We start from the raw sequence: 17,690 nt of genomic DNA on the forward strand, positions 1-17,690 counted from the left end.
CGTCGAGCGACGTGTCAAGGGCCGCGCGGTCGAGTCGATCTGCCAGGTCTTGCGTCAGCAGGGCGTGCAGGTCGCCGCGCGGACCTGCGCGAGCGGCGCGGTGCGCACTCCACGCTTGAGTGGAGAGTCATGATGGCCTCAATGGACGAGGTAGAGCGCGCACGGACCGGCATCAGCTTCCGCGGAATCCAGGCGGACGCGTATTTTGCAGTGCGCCTCCTCCGACACCTGAACGGAGCAGGATCGGTTGGCGGTGCCCTTGCTCTGGTGATGGCTCCGTGGTGGTCGACGTACCTGCATGAGAGTCGTCGTGTGCTCGGCAAGCGTCTCCCGCAACTCGTCACGCCTATGAGCAAGGAAGCTTCCGCGGTCTTCGAACATGCGCGGCATGGCGTGAAGATGTTCCTTGACTCAAAGCGGAACATCGGGGCGTACGAGGCTTACTTCGACGACATCGCGGCGGTGCATCGGGAGCGTTTCCTTTCGACCGTCAATCCTTGGCTACGGCCGCTTGCGAAGGACCTCGGTGTCACTACCTACGAGAGCCAGCCGATTCTCACAACGCATGGCGCCGCCTTTGCGACGGGACTCGAGCCCATGGCTCTTCTCGACAAGAACATGGGCACGAGGCTACGAAGTCTTTGGGAGGAAGGCGGACAGTCATTCGCGATGGCAGCGCTGGCCGTCGATGGGCCTCCGCCGCTGATCGTTCAGGGGTGGGACCTGCGGTCGGTCAAGAGTAACGACGTTGTGGCTTCCAACTACTACGGCTCGGTTTTCGCCGGATCGTCCTTCATGGCGTTTAATGCCGTCCTGCTGCATTACCTCGGCATGGTGAACACTGCGCATCTGATGTTCCCGATGCTATTCGATCTGGAGAGCGACGAGTACGCCATCTTCAAGATGCGCTACTTGGTGACTACGCACGTCGCGGGATCGCTAGCAAAGCTCGCCGAGTCCGGTCGTCACGAGTTCGCGAAAGGCAGTGCCTCGGCTCTGCGCGACGTCGTTGAAGGCTTGCCGCATCCGAGTGCTCTGAAGCGGGTGTGGCTGCGGAACTTGCTGGTCCACTACGAGCCGCACGCTAAGGCTGATGTCGGCAAGTTCGATCGCGAGCGGCTACTGGGCGGCATCATCGCCATGGCTGATGTGCCCGAGGACGTGGATGAACTTGTCGAGCAGACCAACGGCAACCTCGCGCATCTAGCCGCGAGCCTCAACGCTTGGATGGCGGCACCGTAGCATCCTTGACGGCACTCGTCGCTGGCCATGCGGCTCGTCGCGCAAACGGTCCATGCCGAGCTCATACTCAGCAGATCGCCCGTCGACGGCACCTACGTCATCCCACAGGGCAAGGCCCCCGGCTACAACACGCTAGCCCGCGCGGGCCACGGCTTGCAAGTCCGATCTCATGAGGTGACGCGGAGCGACGAGTGCAGCTTTCGTGTGCGACGTGCGAATGGCGTCTTGCCACCCTCGAGGTGGTGTAATGCCAACTTGTTCAGGTCGTATCGCTCGAGCGAGCCGCAGGCTTCAACCTCACCCTTGCCAGCGGTCGCCTTCATCGTGATGAGCTGCTCCGAATCGGCACTGACCACAAGCCCGGGGCTACGGGTGGCAAAGATGTACTGCCGCGTACCCCTGAGATCGCGCAAGCGGTCAACTAAGTACTCCTCGATCCACGGCGCATGCAGCGCATCTTCGGGCTGGTCAATCAGCACAGGGCTCTCCCCATCCGCGAGCAAGATCACGAGGATCGCGGTGCACTTCTGCCCGTGCGAGAGGTCTTCGATGCTCGCGTAGTCGTTGCCCTCGGGCTTACGGAACTTCACGTCGAGCACGTCTGGTGAATCTACGAGCTGGCCATCGAGCAGCTCCTGCCACAGGCCGCGATCAGCGACGGTCGTGATGAGCCGCGAGATGTCTGCCGCCTGGACCCCTTCGGGCAGCTTCCCGAGCTTCGTGATATCCCCGCTCCAGAGCGTGCGAGCGAAACGGTACGGATGTACGTTGTCGGCAATCAGGTCGAGGACGGTGTCTCGAACGTGCGATCCGACCCTCAGTGAGCCGAGCACCCGACGAAAACCCGTCGTGTCGCCCTTGGCTGGGATGTCGATCTTTACGAACGTCTTCGTCTTTTTGTTCAACTCGTCGACGCGCGTGCGCCGAAGTGCGCGCCGGTCATCACGCGCCTGCTTCAGCTCCGCGAGGAGCGCCTCGCGATCGGCAATGCACTGCTCCAGCGTCGGTTGAGCCATGTTCTTCAGCTCGCTGGACGCAGCTTCAGCCGTACTGAGCTTCGTCTGCACCGTCTCAAGCTCTCGGCGCAGCACCGGTAGCGTGCCGGTTCCGGTCTTCGCCAGCGCCTCATCGAGCTGCTCCTTGAAGTCGGAGAACTCAGTATCCAACTCGCCCTTCACCGCACCAACTACGTCCTTCAGTTTTGTCAGACTGTCGGTAACCTGCTCCTCCGCCTCGTCGATCACGTTCTTGAGGGCAGACTGAGCCGCGCTGATTCTTGCGTAGTGGGCGTCGTGCTCGGGTGACATCTTGGCGGTGGCCGCCTGCGGTACCGCCGGTCTGGGGAACTTGACACCATCCACAGCCGTGGCAAGAGTGGTTATGGCCGCCTGTTCGGCAGTCCACCTCCCCTGAGCCATGACCAGCTCACCGTCGAACAAGGTAGACAGTTCACGCTCGCGCTCCTTGAGGGCCGCGACCTCAGCAGCCTGCTCAGCCAGCGTCTGGACCCGATCACGTGCCGCAATCAGGTTGGTCCCGTTGGCCTTCAGTCTGGCGGTTCGGTCGGAGATCCGCCCCTCTATCTCGGTCAGGTCAAGATGCGCATCTACGAGTCCAACCCGACCGACGGGCTGTCGCGCGTACTCGAGGATCTCGCCCTGGGAGAAGGCCGCGATGCTCAGCAAACTCGATGGAGCGTGGTCCACCTGGACCCACTCACCTTCGATGATGTGCTCCACTACCGGCATTGACCCGGTCGCGCGATACGTACGGGTTATTCGATAGCTGTCAGTAGTGGTGCTGATCTCAACACTCGCCGTCGTACCTTCGCGCAACGCCGACTCCAACCGACGATCGACTTCGCTCCGGATCGGACCGAAGACCGACTTGTCGACCTGCTGGTCGAGCGCAAACCGAATGGCCTCCAGCACGAGCGACTTGCCGGCCCCGGTACCGCCGAGGAGACAGTTCAGGTCTGGACTGAGCTCGATCGATGTGCCTGCCAGGAAACCCCCCGACACCGAGATACGGTCGATGGCCGGGTGCGGGTCCGCCGTCGACGGGTCGGTAGTGAGCCGCACCCGCAGCTCGTGATCCTCTAGCGCGTAGCGAAGTCCACATAGGTCAGGGCGAGCGGCCTTGATCCAACTGCGCCGCACGCCGATTCCCGTTGCGGAGTGCCGACTGAGGGATGCGTCGTAGGCGTCAGAGCTCTGAACAAGCGCTGGGTGCCGCACATCGCCGAGTTTCGCCGCGACCTTCCCAGGAGTCTCCGAGAAGACATACTCGAACGCCGAGATGTTCGAGTCCGCCAGCAACTGGTTGACGTGCGTCTGGACTGGCTGCTTGAGGATGCCTTTCTCCTTATCGATGTGAGCAGCGATCGCCAAGCCACCCGCCGCCACGATCTCCGCCGCACAGTCGGCCATGCCCTTAGAGGCGACCACGTCAGTGCTCCCAAGTTGCCCTCGCTGGAACCCAAGCCGAATGAGGACGTCTTCGAGCGCTGATGGCGCAGTGCCCTCCTCCCAGATTGCCAAGAGATGTCCCTGCTGTGTACTCAGCTCGAAGCCTGGCAGCACAACGAGGTTCGTGCCCTTTGCAGCCTCGGCAATCTGTCCACACCAAGCGGCAGTGTTGTGGTCCGTCACAGCGATGGCATCAAGGCCCGCTGTCAGCGCCGCCCTGACGACGTCGGCAGCCGATCCGAAGTCTTCGTCGTTCGCATCGCCCGACCCCGGCGTATGCACATGGAGATCGACTGCCCAGAAACGAGCCCAGTTGCTTGTCATACCTCGTGCCACGTCCGCTCCGCGATCAGGATCTTGCTCCGGTCGCGGCTGCCCGCCCGCCCTCGTCTTGCCATTATGGCAATCTAGTCCACAAGTTGAAGCTTCTCGCTGACGGCCGCGAAGGCAGGTTGGCCACGCGGCGGAGGGTGGAGATGTGAGTGACCGATCCAGTTGTTCGTGACTGACCTGTTCGGTTCGCGAAGCGGTATGAGGGCTCACGGAGTCCTTTGTGCGCAGCCCGGATTGAGAGTCCTTTTCGCATCGGGCGCTCGGAACGGCCCGCTACGCTCGCACCATGATCAACATCTCTGGTGACGGATTCGACGGCATGTTCGACGACGTCATGCGGCAGGCGTCGGATGATGCGCACGAGGAGATGGCCCGCGGCCTCGCGGATACTGCTCGGGGCCACGGATTGAAGGATGCCGACTCGATCGAGTTGGATCTGCGGTCTAACAGTGTCGACTCCCTGATCGACGCGGAGCGCGTCAGGCGGCGCGCGAACGATCTTCTCGCTGGGGGTTGACGCACTTGGCGCGAGTCATCCCCTGACCTTGACGCGAGCGTGCCGGCACTGGCGGCCTCCTCGGCCTTCCGCGCGTCTGTACGGGCTCATCTCGAAGATGCGGCCCCCACGCACAATTCAGTTGGAACTTGGTTGCGGTCGTGCCGAGCTCTGCTCCGCTTGAAGTCCTCCGCCGGCCTCCCGTCTCCACACCAATGCCAACGCCCCGGGGTCGGCGCGCTGATCCGTCGACGATCACGGCTCACCGCGGGCGCACGAGGGTTTAGGACCGACGCGACTGCGACGCGTTCCCCTGTTGACGCGTCGTGCTCGTCGCATGGCACCGGGAACGCGCAATAGCTGCGACCGAGCAGCTAGCGCTTGCCGGAGAGCTCCGCACCATCTCGATCGGCTCCTCGTTTAACGCACACACTCGGGCACGCGCCTGGGACCTCGGTGGACAACCAGGGACGCTGTCAGCCGGTCACGCCCCGCAAGCATTCTCGGACGCGTTCGTGGACACTTCCAGGAACCACGAAGGCCACCTGCTCCGCAGGTGGCCTTCTACTGTCTCAACACAGTGCGCGCCCGGAGGGACTCGAACCCCCCAACCTTCTGATCTCGGGCGGGTCGACCTCACGGACCGAACTCCGCTGCACGCAGCCGCAACTCCGCCTCGGCAAGCCCCTCTCGACCCTGCAGGTCCCACCGTGTCGCTGTGTTCTTGGACGCATTCTTGGACAGCTGGCGCGCTGCGACTCCGAGGCGACTTCCGACGGCTCGTTGATGCTGCAATCTTCGAACGGTGCATTTGCGCAAGAGTGACAGCCTCCAGGGCGTACCCGCTGCGGCAGCGCGTGAGATCGTGCGCGTCTGTACCTGCGCCCCGAGCCGTTAGATGCAATCGCCGCAGTTATCGAGCGCGGCCTGTCAGGCTGCGCCGGATACCGCCGCTTCGCCCATCCCACGCTCGAAATCTTCAATGGGGTGAGTGTGCTGTCCCCCTCTTCGAGGTCGCGGCAACGGACCTCGCGGTGGGCGCTGGCGGCCGACTCGTCGCTGTGCTGCTTCGCACGGCGCGATCGCGATGCGCGACGTCGGCGGTCGATCGGCGGTCGCGATCGCATTCACCATCGCGGCTCTCGTGGCCCGGCCGTCATGCAGCGACCGCTCGGTGACTTCAGTGCGTGAGCTATGAGGTGGCTTCCTGCCGACTCGAAGGCGCATCGGCTCGCACGGCATCAGCCTCCGCGAGTCAACCGCGCCGCAGCATGGACGAGGTGCGCGCCTGCGTTCCAGCCGGCAACACCGTTGAGCACGCCACCCGCACGAAACTCCGTCACGAGCCCGCCGCCTTCAAACTCGACACTGGCCTCCGCGGCGTCGGGAGGGAACACGCCACACGCGGCCAGGACCGACCCGTGCACCATGAGCGAGAAGCCCTGGACTGGAGCCCACGGGCCCGGGTCGGACTCAAGGCCCAGATCGTGCAGGAGCGCCCGCGCCGCGTGCGCCCCCTGTGCCGCGGCCGCATCCCAATGGTCTGTGCGCACTCGGCCCCAGGGCAGCAGGGGCGCGGCGGCGCTGCCCGCGGCGTAGAGCCCGGGGTGGGCCTGTACCCGGAAGCGGTCGTCGACGGGAATCGCGTCTGCGAACCCAGCCCAGGCGGCCGCCGGTCGGGAGCCGAGCGCGATGACGAGCACGTCGCCCGTGACCGCCGTTCCATCGTCGAGCTCGACCACGACACCGCTTCCCTCGTTTGATCGGCGATCCCTCGTGCGTATCGCGCTGACCCCGACTCCCAGCCGCGCATCCACGCGCTCGGCGTGGAGAACCGCGAGGCGCGATGCGATGACAGCGCCGACGGCGGCTCGCAGCGGTAGCGGCGAGCGCCCGATCAAGGTGACGCGCGCTCCGGCGGCAGCGTAGTGGCTGGCGACCTCTGCACCGATGAACCCTGCGCCGAGCACGACGATCGGGGTTCCTGCGGGTTCGGGGAGCGCCCGACGCAGTCGCTCGGCGTCGTCGACGCCGTGCAGGAGATGCTGCTGCACGCCATGCTCCACCTCGATCTGCCGGTCGAGCGTGCGCGGAACGGCGCCGCATGCCAGCACGATCGCGTCACCGGCGATCGTGCGTCCGTCCTCGAGCACGACTGACCGCACCTTGGGCCTCAGTCGAATTGCACGCCCATCGATCACCTCGACGTCCGCCACCGGAGGCAGCGCGATCTGCTCGCTCGTCAGTAGTCCCGGCAGGATCCCAGTGTCGACCAGCGTGCGATTGACAGGGTGCCCGCCTTCGCCGTTCACGACGCGGATCCGACCCGGAAACCCCGCTTCGCTCAGCGCTCTCGCGCACCCGTGCCCCGCTGCCCCTGCACCGACAACGACCACGCCCTCATGCTCCTGCACCACTCGACTCCGCTCGTCTGTCATGCTTGCCCTGATACCCCACGGGGGTATACAGTGCACGGTATCAGCAACCGAGCGGAGCGCTCGGAACCGACGAGTGGAGATGACCATGGCGACGACGGAGTACCAGGTGACCGGAATGACCTGCGGGCACTGCGAGGGTGCGATCCGCACCGAGGTTGGTCAGATCGACGGCATCGCGGGCATCGACGTCAGCGCCGTGACGGGCCGTCTCACGGTGTCGACCACGGGCGCCACCCCGGTCGACGACGCAGCCGTGCTCGCAGCCGTCGAAGAGGCCGGCTACGAGGCGCGCGTCTCCTGATGCACACCGGGGTCGGTTCGGTCTCACCAGCGCTCACTACCGACAACACACTGCAGAGGACGCGATGAATACTCCAGCTCGGCTCAGCCTGTACGGCCTCGGCCTCATCGGCGCGTTCGGTGCCGCCTTCCTGCTCTCCGGCGCCATCGTTCCCGACGACGCGGTCGACGCGCGGCTCAGCGCCACCGAGGAAGATCACGGCGCGCACGTCGAGAGCACTGCATCCGAGACGGGGGCGGCCGCAATGCCCGGACTGTCCCTCGAGGCCGACGGCTACATCCTGACCCCCGTCGAGGGCCCGAGCACCGTCGACGAGGTTGGCGAGCTGAGCTTCTCGGTGCTCGATGTGAGCGGCGAGCCGGTGCTCGAGTACACCGAGGTGCACGAGAAGGAGCTGCATCTCATCGTCGTGCGAGAAGATGGCAGCGAGTTCCGCCACGTCCACCCCGAAGTCGATGCGGCCGGCACGTGGTCGATTCCGTGGAGCTGGGACGCGGCGGGCAGTTACAGGGTGTTCGCTGACTTCAGCCCCGGCGACGCTGACTCAGGCGTCACACTGACCCGGAGCGTCAGTGTTGCTGGCCAGCTCACCCCTGTCAACCTCGCTGATGATGCACGCGAGGCGCGCGCCGCCGACTTCGACGTCACGCTCTCAGGCGAGCTCGTAGCTGGCGAGAGTTCGACGCTGACCCTGGAAGTGACGAGGGACGGCGAAGCGGTGACGACGATGCAGCCCTACCTGGGTGCCTTCGGCCACCTCGTCGCCCTACGTGACGGCGACCTCGCCTACCTGCACGTGCACCCTGAGGGCGCAGAGCCTGAGCCGGGCCAGAGCTCTGGCCCCACGGTCGAGTTCGCCACTGAAGCGCCGACCGCCGGCCGCTACCTGTTGTACTTCGACTTCCAGGTCGACGGCGAGGTGCACACCGCGTCATTTGTCGTTACGGCAAGCGGCAGTGCCACCGGGGATGCTCCGCAGCAGGCGCCGGGCGAGGTCAGCCTCGATGAGGCGCCGGCCGACGAGCACGACGACTCGGACGGCCACGACGACTCCGGGGAGCACTGAGCCTGTCGGCTCAGCGCTCCATGAGAAGGGACGCACATCATGTCGACCTCCGAAGCGACGCAAGAGACCCCCGCCAGGAGCTATGAGCTCGAGATCGGCGGCATGACGTGCTCGTCGTGCGCCATGCGCATCGAGAAGAAGCTCAACAAGCTCGACGGCGTCGAGGCATCGGTGAACTACGCGACCGAGAAGGCGAAGGTCACGGCGCCGGAGCACCTCGACCCGGCGCTGCTGATCGCCGAGATCGAGAAGACCGGCTACTCAGCGGTGTTGCCGAAGCCGAAGCACGCGACGTCCGAGGATGCCGATGAGGGCAAGCCCGTGGACCACGAGCTCGTGTCGCTGCGCCAGCGGCTCATCGGCTCGATCGTGCTGTCGGTGCCCGTCATCCTCATGGCGATGATCCCTGCGCTGCAGTTCGTGTACTGGCAGTGGCTCTCGCTCGCGCTGGCCGCCCCCGTCGTGATCTGGGCGGCATGGCCGTTCCATCGCGCCGCCTGGATGAACGTGCGGCACGGCGCGGCGACCATGGACACGCTCGTCTCGGTCGGCACCGGCGCCGCGTTCCTCTGGTCGATCTACGCGCTGTTCCTCGGCACGGCGGGCGAGCCCGGGATGACGCACCCGTTCGAGCTCTCGATCGCGCCGACGGACGGCGCGGCCAACATCTACCTCGAGGTCGCCGCCGGCGTCACGATGTTCATCCTCGCGGGGCGCTACTTCGAGAAGCGGTCGAAGCGCCAGGCAGGTGCGGCGCTCCGCGCGCTGCTCGAGCTCGGCGCGAAGGACGTCGCGGTCATGCGCGACGGCGCCGAGGTGCGGATCCCCATCGAGCAGCTCGAGGTGGGCGACACCTTCGTCGTGCGACCGGGCGAGAAGATCGCGGCCGACGGCGTCATCGTGACCGGCATGTCGGCCATCGACGCCTCGATGCTGACGGGTGAGTCGGTGCCGGTCGAGGCCGGGCCCGGCGACGCCGTGACCGGTGCGACCGTCAACGCGAGCGGGCGCCTGCTCGTGCGGGCGACGCGCGTGGGCTCCGACACGCAGCTGGCGCAGATGGCCCGCCTCGTCGAGGATGCCCAGTCGGGCAAGGCCGAGGTGCAGCGCCTCGCCGACCGAGTCTCCGGCATCTTCGTGCCGATCGCGATCGCGATCGCCGTCGTCGCGCTCGGAGCATGGCTCGGCGCGGGCTTCCCCGCTGCGAGTGCCTTCACCGCGGCCGTGGCCGTGCTGATCATCGCCTGCCCCTGCGCGCTCGGCCTCGCGACTCCCACAGCCCTCCTGGTCGGCACCGGCCGCGGCGCCCAGATGGGCATCCTCATCAAAGGGCCCGAGGTCTTGGAGTCGACGCGCAGGGTGAACACCATCGTGCTCGACAAGACAGGCACCGTGACCACCGGCAGGATGACGCTGACGGAGGTCGTCACGGTCGCCGGCACTGAGCGCAGCGAGCTGCTGCGACTGGCGGGCGCCATCGAGGACGCCTCGGAGCACCCCATCGCGCAGGCGATCGCCAAGGGTGCCTCGGAGGAGCTCGAGATCGAGCTGCCAGAGGTCGAAGGCTTCCAGAACACCGAGGGCAAGGGCGTCAGCGGCGTGGTCGAGGGGCACGCGATGCTCGTCGGCCGCCAGTCGCTGCTCGACGACTGGGCAGTCGCGCCCGATGCCGAGCTCGACGAGCGCAAGCGGGCGGCGGATGCGGCGGGCAAGACCGCCGTGCTGGTCGCGTGGGACGGCGAGGTCAGGGGGCTGCTGGTGGTCACCGATGCCGTGAAGCCGACGAGCGCCGAGGCCGTGCAGCAGTTCCGCGATCTCGGTCTGACGCCGATCCTGCTCACCGGCGACAACGAGACGGTCGCGCGCCGGATCGCTTCGGAGGTCGGCATCGAGCAGGTCATCGCCGAGGTACTGCCGAGCGACAAGACCGAGGTGATCACGCGGCTCCAGGCCGGCGGCAAGGTCGTCGCGATGGTCGGCGACGGCGTGAACGACGCGGCGGCGCTGGCCCAGGCCGATCTGGGCCTCGCGATGGGCACCGGCACCGACGCGGCGATCGAGGCCTCCGACATCACCCTGGTGCGCGGCGACCTGCGAAGCGCCGCCGACGCCATCCGCCTCGCGCGCCGCACGCTCGGCACGATCAAGGGCAACCTCTTCTGGGCCTTCGCCTACAACGTCGCCGCGATCCCGCTGGCCGCCTTCGGTCTGCTCAATCCCATGCTCGCCGGTGCGGCGATGGCGTTCTCGAGCGTCTTCGTCGTCGGCAACAGCCTCCGCCTGCGCTCGTTCACGAGTCGCGCGGTGGATACCCAGCCGTCTGCCGCGACCGCGGCGTGATCGACGACGGCGCCTGTCCTGTCCTCTCCGAAAGGAACACCACGATGTGCGAAGCCCACAACCACGACGCAGCTGAGCCGGCCGACGAGAGCGGCGCTCACGACCACGGCACCCACGACCACGGCACGGCCGCCGGCGCCCACGACCACGACGTCGCGGTCGTCGACTCAGAGACCGCCGAATGCTTGGTGATGCGCGGCAACTACGTCGACAAGGCCGAGGCGGAGGCCGCCGGACTCGTCCGCGAGCACGAGGGCACCAAGTACTACCTGTGCTGCGCCGCGTGCGGACCCCTGTTCGACGCCGATCCCACAAAGTACGCCGCTGCGGCGTAGCTCCCGCACCACGAGCGAGGCGCCTCCCGTGTAGGGAGGCGCCTCGAAGCGTTCGGGCGGCGCTACTCGGCGCTGCGCCGTGGGTCAGCGAGCGCTGCGAACGGGATGACGACCCAGGCCTTGCGCAGCGTCTCGTGCACGATCCAGCGACCCTTCCACCCCTCCGGCGTGACGAAGAGCGAGCCGGCCTGCACATCGAACTCCGTGCCGTCGTCCTCGATGATGGTCGCGCTCCCGGAGACGATCTGGCACATCTCGTGGTACTCCGGGCGCGTGCTGCTGAACGAGCCCGGAGTGACCTCCCAGACTCCCGATCGGATGCCCTCCGCAGACTCCCAAACCGTGCGCGAGGATTCCGTCTGCCCCGCCTGCTCGGCGGTCGCCTTCTCGTGGTGCTCGCCGGCGTCGGTGGTGACGACGTCGGTGATGACGATGGCTTTGGTCATGAGTGCGCACTCTCCTCGCTGCTTCGGAGCGCGCACGATCGTGCGCGCTTCTCCAGTCTTGAGCCAGCATTCGGGATTGTCAACAATCATAGTTTCGACTTGCGCCTCTCCAAGACGAGGTGCCAAGTGGATTGTCTACATTTTGAGCAGGTGCCGTCGAGTAGGCACCACGAACGAGCACAGGAGCGTTATGAGCGGTCATCAAGCCCTGACGGTCGTCAACAGCCAGCCGACAGCGGTCCTCATCGCCGAGCAGCTGCGCGAGCGGATTATCGACGGCGGATTCTCGCCCGGGGATCAGATTCACGAGGCGCAGGTCGCGAGCCAGCTGCGGGTCTCCCGCGGGCCCGTGCGCGAAGCACTGCACCGCCTCGTGCAAGAGGGACTGCTACTCTCGCGGCCCAACCGGGGCGTGTTCGTGCAAGAACTCACGATGCGCGATGTCGCCGAAATCTACGAAGCGCGGGAGGTCGTCGAGTGTGCTGCCGCAGAGATCGTCACGAAGCGCAGCAGCGAGGAGCGCGCGACGGTCTCAGCAGTGCTGGAGACGATCGTCGATCGCATGCAGCGCGCCTTCGACGCAGACGACTGGATCCTCCTCGGTCGGGCTGACCTCGAGTTCCACCTAGCACTCGTGAGGTCCGCGGGAAACCGTCGACTCGAACGGGCGTACGCCACGCTCGCCACGGAAGCGCTCATCTGCCTGACGCACTTCAGGGACGCCTACACCAAGCCCGACCGCGTGCTCCCGAGCCACCGCACGATCGTCGAGCAGCTGACCGCAGGTGACATGGATGCGCTCAATCGCACGCTGCACCAGCACCTCACGCTCAGCACCTATCAGCTGCGCACCAGCGATGACGAGAGCGCGCTCCGACACAGAGGCGACGTAACGGAGGGCTGACACGCGGCTCCCCCACACACTGGTCCTAGGCCGCCGTGTACCCGCCGTCGATGGGCAGCACGGCCCCGGTGACGTACGACGACGCGGGTGAGCCGAGGAAGTAGATCGCCTCGGCGACCTCCTCGGGCCGAGCGAGCCTGCCGAGCGGGATCGTGGCGGCTCGCTCCGCCCTGTAGGCCTCAGGGTCGGGTCGGCGCTGGAACCAGGACTCGATCACCGGAGTCTCGGTGAGCCCCGGTGCAGCGATGTTCACCCGGATGCCCCGAGGCGCGAGCTCGACCGCGGCGCCCTTGCCCAGCATGATGAGCCCGCCCTTCGCTGCCGTGTACACGACCTGCTCGGCGATGCCGACGATGCCGAGCCGCGAGCTGACCAGCACGATCTGGCTGCCATCGGAGCGCATCGCAGGCACCGCGTGCTTGAGGAGGCTGAAGACGCTGAGCACGTTGGCGTCGAGCAGCTGCGCGGCCTGCTCGAGCGGCATCTCGGTCATGGGGCCCTCGGCCTGCATGCCGTGGACGGCGACGACGGTGTCGAGGGCTCCGAGCCCTTCGACAGCCTGCTCGATGAGGTGCTCGACGAAGCGCTCGTCGCCGAGGTCGCCCGCAAGGTATCGCTCGCCCTCGCGGAGCGACTCGGGGGCCTCGGCGCGCCGACCCGTGAGGAGGAGTCGGGCGCCCGCGCGCCGGTAGCGCTCGGCCACGGCCTCACCGATGCCGCTGGATGCGCCGGTGATGAGCACATGCATGGGGGCGTCGCCGCCCACCGCCTCGCGCGGCATCACGCTCGGGCCTCGCACACCATCTGGACCTCGACAGGGCTGCTGCGCGGCAGCCCTGCGACGCTGATCGCCGTGCGCGCATGCCGCCCGTGCTCGCCGAGCACCTGCACCAGCAGCTCGCTGCCTGCGTCGGCCACCCGCGACTGCTCCTCGAAGCCCGGGGCGCTCAGCACGAAGACGAGCAGCTGCACGATCCGCACCCTCTCGAGGCCGCCCGCCGCTGCGGTGGCGACCGCCAGTGCGTTGAGCGTCGCCTGCACCATCAGCTCGCGGGCAGCCTCGACGTCGACCGCGTCGCCGACCGCGCCGGTCAGCGGCAGCGCGCCGTCACGGTAGGGCAGCTGGCCAGAGACGTGGATCGACCCCGCCGCCGCACGCCGCCAGCCCGGGTACTTCGGGTCGTCCTGCACCTCGGGCAGCTTGAGGCCGAGCGCGCGCAGCGCCTCGGCGGGCTCGGTCTCGGTGTCCGTGATCGTGTGCAGTCGCATCTCGACGCCTCTCTCTCGTGATCAGTTCAGCTGGCCCTGCGCGTCGACGGGCCAGGAGCCCAGCAGCTCGCCAGCGCGGTTGCTGATCAGCAGCGACTCGAAGCTGTTCACGACAGGACACACGTGGTGCGGCACGATGGCGATCCGCTCGCCCACCGCCGGTCGGGCTCCGCCCTCCGGCAGCTGAAGGTAGCCGTGGTACTCGTTCAGCCGCTGCAGGATGCCGCCGTGCGCGGGCACCTGGCCGTAGCCGCGCTCTGGGCTGCCCTCCCGCGCCAGCGCCTTCGTGCCCGCGTCGACGATGACGTGCGGATGCCCCTGGTCGCTCACCACGGTGGCCGCGACGAAGAGCGCGATGTCGTCGGGCGCGCAGTCGCCGAGCCGCAGGTTGTCGTGATCGTTGAAGACGTACTCGCCGGGCCGCAGCTCGGTGATGACCGGGTCGGTGCTGAACGCCGCGGTGGGTGTCGATCCGGCGCTCACCGTGCGTGCCTCGATGCCCTGCTCGGCGAACGAGGCGAGCGCCTCGCGAAGCGCCACTGCCTGATCCTGCGCCGCGCTCTCGCGAGCGCCGACCGTGCCGCCGTGCCCGGGGTAGGTGTAGATGCCGAGCGGCACGAGGCCGCGATCCCTCGCGCGCGCGGCGAGCGCACCGGCCTCCGCCGGGCGGACGCCGGATCGCGCAGCGCCGCAGTCGACCTCGACGACCACGCCGAGCAATGCAGCGAGCTCGCCCATCCCGTCGGCGAGCCGGTCGACCGCGGCCGCGCTCTCGACGCCGACACTGAGGCTCGTCTCCTGCGCCAGGCGCAGCAGGCGACGCTCCTTGGTGCCGCTGGCCCAGAGCGGGTACGCCAGGAAGATGTCGTCGCAACCGGCCTCTGCGAAGATCTCGGCCTCGCTGAGTGTGCCAGCGGTCAGGCCGATGGCACCGGCCTCGAGCTGCATCCTGCCGATCTCGACGCTCTTGTGCGTCTTCACGTGCGGTCGCAGCGCTTTGCCGTGCGCATCGGCGAAGGCCTGCATGCGGCGGATGTTCTCCTCGACGACGTCGATGAGCACCACGGGCGCGGGCGTGCTCACGCGATCGCCGAGCGACCGAAGCACCGCCGTGAACGGCTCCAGCACTCCCATCGCGGTGCGCCGACTACCCGAGCAGGCTGACAATCACGTTCTTGGGCTCGCTCATCTCGAGCACGGCGCTCGCCACGCCTTCGCGACCGATGCCGGAGCGCTTCGACCCGCCGAACGGCATCGAGTCGATGCGGAAGTCGCTCGTCTCGTTGACGAGCACGCTGCCGACGTGCAGCCGATCGACCGCGTGCATCGCGGTCGCCATGGAGGCGGTGAAGATCCCCGTCTGCAGGCCGAACTCGGTGTCGTCGACCCGGTTGAGGGCATAGTCGAGATCGGTGAAGCGCACGATCGAGACCACGGGGCCGAAGACCTCGTCGCGCAGGACCTTCGCGTGCTCGGGCACCTTGAGCAGCACGGTCGGATCATAGAAGGCGCCGCGCCGGGCGCCGCCCACGGCGACCTCTGCTCCTTCGGCGACCGCCTCGTCGACCCACTGCTCGACCCGGATCGCCTCTCGCTCTGCGATGAGCGGACCGACGTCGGTGGCGCTGTCGCGCTTCGAGCCGACCACGAGCCTCGCGGTCCCTTCGACGACCGCGTCGACGAGCTCGCGGTAGCGGCTCTCGTGCACGAAGACGCGCTGCACCGACAGGCAGTTCTGCCCCGCCACGCCGAAGGCGCCGTCGACGATGCCGGCGGCCGCCGCATCCGTGTCACCGTCCTCGCAGACCACCACCGCGTTGTTCCCACCGAGCTCCATCAGGATCTTGCGCGCACCGGCGGCCCTGGCCAGCGCGTCACCGGTCACCGGCCCACCCGTGAACGAGACCGCTGCCACGCGCGGATCGCCGACCAGGGCCGTGCCCGCCTCCCGCTCGGACACCAGCACCGCGATCCGTCCCGCGGGCACCCCGGCTCGCAGGAGGATGTCGAGCAGCGCGAGCGCCGACAGCGGCGTCGCCTTGGCTGGCTTGAGCACGATCGCGTTGCCCGCGATGAGCGCAGGACCGACCTTGTGGGCGACCAGGTTCATCGGGTCGTTGAAGGGGGTGATCGCCGCGATCACACCGAGCGGCGAGCGGCGGTTCCAGCCGAATCGACCTGCGCCGCGCGGCGTGTCCGCAAGGGCGAGCGTCTCGCCTTCCAGCAGGTGCCCGGCAGCTGCCGAGAGCCGGATGGTCTCTGCTGCGCGGGCGGCCTCGCGGGTCGCCTCCGTGATGGTCTTGCTGCTCTCGGCAGAGATGATGCGTGCGAGCCGCGGGGCCTCCTCCTTGAGCAGCGCGGCAGCGCGCTCGAGCGCCTCGCGCCGCTCCCACAGCTCCCATCGATCCTCGCGCAGGCTGCGCTCGACCCCCGAGATCGCACGATCCATCGTCTCGGTACCGCCCACGTGGACGCGTGCGATGACGGCATCGTCCTCCGGGTCGGTGACCTCGAGCGAGAGCTCGCTCGTAATCCACTGCCCGTCCACGTAGCCTCCGCCCGGGAGCCCCAGGGCATCGAGGCCGCAGTCCCCGGCCTCCTGGTCGATCGTCGCGCTATCGCGCACATCCGCATCCATCGTCTGCATGCTCTCCAGCTCCTCGCTGCTCAGCTCAGCTTGTCCTGCAGGCCGTAGTACGCCCCGCCTGCTCGCAGGTGCAGCCACGGCTGCCCGAAGTAGCCGGGGATCCACGGGTTCTTCAGGTCGCGCCAGATGTTCGCCTCAGGCTTGCCGGAGACGACGTCAGCCATGACCTTGCCCATGTAGTTCGCCATCTGCACGCCGTGCCCGGAGTAGTTCAGCGAGTAGTGGATGCCCTTGTGCTCACCCGCGTGCACCATCTGATCCATCGAGATGTCGACCAGGCCGCCCCACATGTAGTCGATGCGCGCATCCCGCGTCTGGGGGAAGATGTGGTGCATCGCCTTCTCCAGGATCTCGCCGCTCTGTCGATCCTGTGAGGGATCGGAGAGGGCGAAGCGCGCTCGTCCGCCGAACAGCAGCCGATTGTCGGGCGTGATGCGGAAGTAGTAGATGAAGTTCTTGCTGTCCGAGGCCATGCGCCGGTTCGGCAGCAGCTCGTCGACGAGATCCTGCGGCAGCGGCTCGGTGACGACGATGAAGCTGCCGACCGGGATGATGCGGCGCTGCTGCCACCCGAAGGGCTTGCCGGTGTACCCGCTGGTGCCGAGCACCACGCTGCCTGCGCGCACGGTGCCGCGATTGGTGCGGAGGTCGTGGATCGTCGAGCTGCCGATGCGCTCGACGTCGACCACCTCGGCGTTCTCGTGGATGGTCGCTCCTGCATCGACCGCGAGGCCGGCGAGCGCGTGGCCGAACTTGCCCACGTGCATGCCCGCGCCGAGCGGGTCGACCAGTGCGCCGTGGTAGACGTCGGAGCCGATCTCGCTGCGGATGTTCGCGCGGTCGACGAGCTCGACCGGCTGGTCGACGAGTCGCTTGAGGGCCTCTGCGGTCTGTTGCATGCCCGCCCAGTGCGATTCCTTCCAGGCGAGGTTCATCTTGCCCGAGCGCTGGTAGTCGACGTCGAGGCCGTTGTCGTGCACGAGGCTCTCGATCAGGTCGATGGCCTTGTTGTACTCCTTGAAGTACCCCACCGCGCGCTGCTCGCCGTAGCGCTTGATCGCGTTGCGGAAGCCGATGGCGAGCCCCGTGGTCGCCATGCCGCCGTTGCGGCCCGACGCGCCCCAGTTGACGGTCTTGGCCTCGAGCAGCGCGACCGACTTGCCGGCCTGTGCTGCGTGGAAGGCGGTCGAAAGGCCGGTGAAGCCGCCGCCGACGACCGCGACATCCACCTCCTTGGGGATCGGGGTCTCGCGGTAGTCGCCGCTCGGGGTCGAGGTGTCGAGCCAGTACGAGTGCATCTTCACGGTGGTGTGCTCCGTCGTTTCTCTAGTCATGGTCGTGTCGTGCCGGGGGCGGGCGGGTCACGCGGCGCGCAGCCCGCCCGCCCTGCTGCTCAGCGCAGAGC

Annotated in this window: 15 protein-coding genes; 7 read left to right on the forward strand and 8 right to left on the reverse strand. The window is 67.5% G+C overall.

All coding sequences use genetic code 11. From position 1 onward, the window contains the following. Positions 1 to 141: 141 nt before the first annotated feature. Positions 142 to 1,242 (forward strand): hypothetical protein, encoded by a 1,101-nt coding sequence (locus tag AA0Z99_RS05735; RefSeq protein WP_413320304.1) that lies wholly within the window; start codon positions 142 to 144, stop codon positions 1,240 to 1,242. Positions 1,243 to 1,409: 167 nt separating this feature from the next. Here the strand turns inward: AA0Z99_RS05735 and AA0Z99_RS05740 are convergent, their stop codons facing one another. Next, on the reverse strand, positions 1,410 to 4,034 hold the full coding sequence (locus tag AA0Z99_RS05740; protein WP_413320305.1) for an AAA family ATPase: 2,625 nt from the start codon (positions 4,032 to 4,034) through the stop codon (positions 1,410 to 1,412). A 295-nt stretch (positions 4,035 to 4,329) separates the two neighbouring features. Here AA0Z99_RS05740 and AA0Z99_RS05745 point away from each other — a divergent pair, with 295 nt between their 5' ends. Further along, entirely contained in the window at positions 4,330 to 4,560 is a 231-nt protein-coding gene (locus tag AA0Z99_RS05745) for a hypothetical protein (RefSeq protein ID WP_413320307.1), read from the forward strand. 1,220 nt (positions 4,561 to 5,780) lie between these two features. On the opposite strand, the gene AA0Z99_RS05750 is transcribed toward AA0Z99_RS05745, so the two are convergent. After that, positions 5,781 to 7,064 (reverse strand): FAD-dependent oxidoreductase, encoded by a 1,284-nt coding sequence (locus AA0Z99_RS05750; protein WP_413320309.1) that lies wholly within the window; start codon positions 7,062 to 7,064, stop codon positions 5,781 to 5,783. Between AA0Z99_RS05750 and AA0Z99_RS05755 the strand changes: the two genes are divergently transcribed. From AA0Z99_RS05755 to AA0Z99_RS05770, 4 genes are all read left to right on the forward strand, one after another. Next, entirely contained in the window at positions 7,063 to 7,278 is a 216-nt protein-coding gene (locus AA0Z99_RS05755; protein ID WP_413320311.1) for a heavy-metal-associated domain-containing protein, read from the forward strand. The genes AA0Z99_RS05750 and AA0Z99_RS05755 overlap by 2 nt on opposite strands. Before the next feature lie 64 nt (positions 7,279 to 7,342). Beyond that, a complete protein-coding gene (locus AA0Z99_RS05760) occupies positions 7,343 to 8,344 on the forward strand; it encodes a heavy-metal-associated domain-containing protein (protein ID WP_413320313.1) in 1,002 nt (333 codons plus the stop codon). Between the two features lie 39 nt (positions 8,345 to 8,383). Further along, a complete protein-coding gene (locus tag AA0Z99_RS05765; RefSeq protein ID WP_413320315.1) occupies positions 8,384 to 10,684 on the forward strand; it encodes a heavy metal translocating P-type ATPase in 2,301 nt (766 codons plus the stop codon). Positions 10,685 to 10,728: 44 nt separating this feature from the next. After that, positions 10,729 to 11,019, forward strand: a complete 291-nt coding sequence (locus AA0Z99_RS05770; protein WP_413320317.1) for a hypothetical protein — start codon at positions 10,729 to 10,731, stop codon at positions 11,017 to 11,019. A gap of 62 nt (positions 11,020 to 11,081) precedes the next feature. On the opposite strand, the gene AA0Z99_RS05775 is transcribed toward AA0Z99_RS05770, so the two are convergent. Then, entirely contained in the window at positions 11,082 to 11,465 is a 384-nt protein-coding gene (locus AA0Z99_RS05775; RefSeq protein ID WP_413320319.1) for a cupin domain-containing protein, read from the reverse strand. Between the two features lie 190 nt (positions 11,466 to 11,655). On the opposite strand from AA0Z99_RS05775, the gene AA0Z99_RS05780 reads away from it, so the two are divergent. Continuing rightward, positions 11,656 to 12,369 carry a GntR family transcriptional regulator gene (locus AA0Z99_RS05780; RefSeq protein WP_413320321.1) on the forward strand — a complete coding sequence of 238 codons (714 nt, stop codon included), beginning with the start codon at positions 11,656 to 11,658 and terminating at the stop codon, positions 12,367 to 12,369. A gap of 25 nt (positions 12,370 to 12,394) precedes the next feature. Here AA0Z99_RS05780 and AA0Z99_RS05785 read toward each other — a convergent pair whose 3' ends face one another. Genes AA0Z99_RS05785 through AA0Z99_RS05805 form a run of 5 tightly spaced genes read right to left on the reverse strand, consistent with a single transcriptional unit; the run spans position 12,395 to position 17,619 of the window. Next, a complete protein-coding gene (locus AA0Z99_RS05785; RefSeq protein WP_413320784.1) occupies positions 12,395 to 13,150 on the reverse strand; it encodes an SDR family NAD(P)-dependent oxidoreductase in 756 nt (251 codons plus the stop codon). Continuing rightward, complete coding sequence (locus tag AA0Z99_RS05790; protein WP_413320323.1) at positions 13,150 to 13,638, reverse strand: RidA family protein; 489 nt, start codon at positions 13,636 to 13,638, stop codon at positions 13,150 to 13,152. Before AA0Z99_RS05790 ends, AA0Z99_RS05785 begins: the two co-directional genes overlap by 1 nt. A gap of 21 nt (positions 13,639 to 13,659) precedes the next feature. After that, entirely contained in the window at positions 13,660 to 14,772 is a 1,113-nt protein-coding gene (locus AA0Z99_RS05795) for an alanine racemase (protein ID WP_413320324.1), read from the reverse strand. A 13-nt stretch (positions 14,773 to 14,785) separates the two neighbouring features. Further along, a complete protein-coding gene (locus AA0Z99_RS05800; protein ID WP_413320326.1) occupies positions 14,786 to 16,285 on the reverse strand; it encodes an aldehyde dehydrogenase family protein in 1,500 nt (499 codons plus the stop codon). 20 nt (positions 16,286 to 16,305) lie between these two features. Then, on the reverse strand, positions 16,306 to 17,619 hold the full coding sequence (locus tag AA0Z99_RS05805) for an NAD(P)/FAD-dependent oxidoreductase (protein ID WP_413320328.1): 1,314 nt from the start codon (positions 17,617 to 17,619) through the stop codon (positions 16,306 to 16,308). Positions 17,620 to 17,690: the final 71 nt, after the last annotated feature.

This window comes from Agrococcus phoenicis, assembly GCF_047302415.1.
GTDB lineage: Bacteria > Actinomycetota > Actinomycetes > Actinomycetales > Microbacteriaceae > Agrococcus.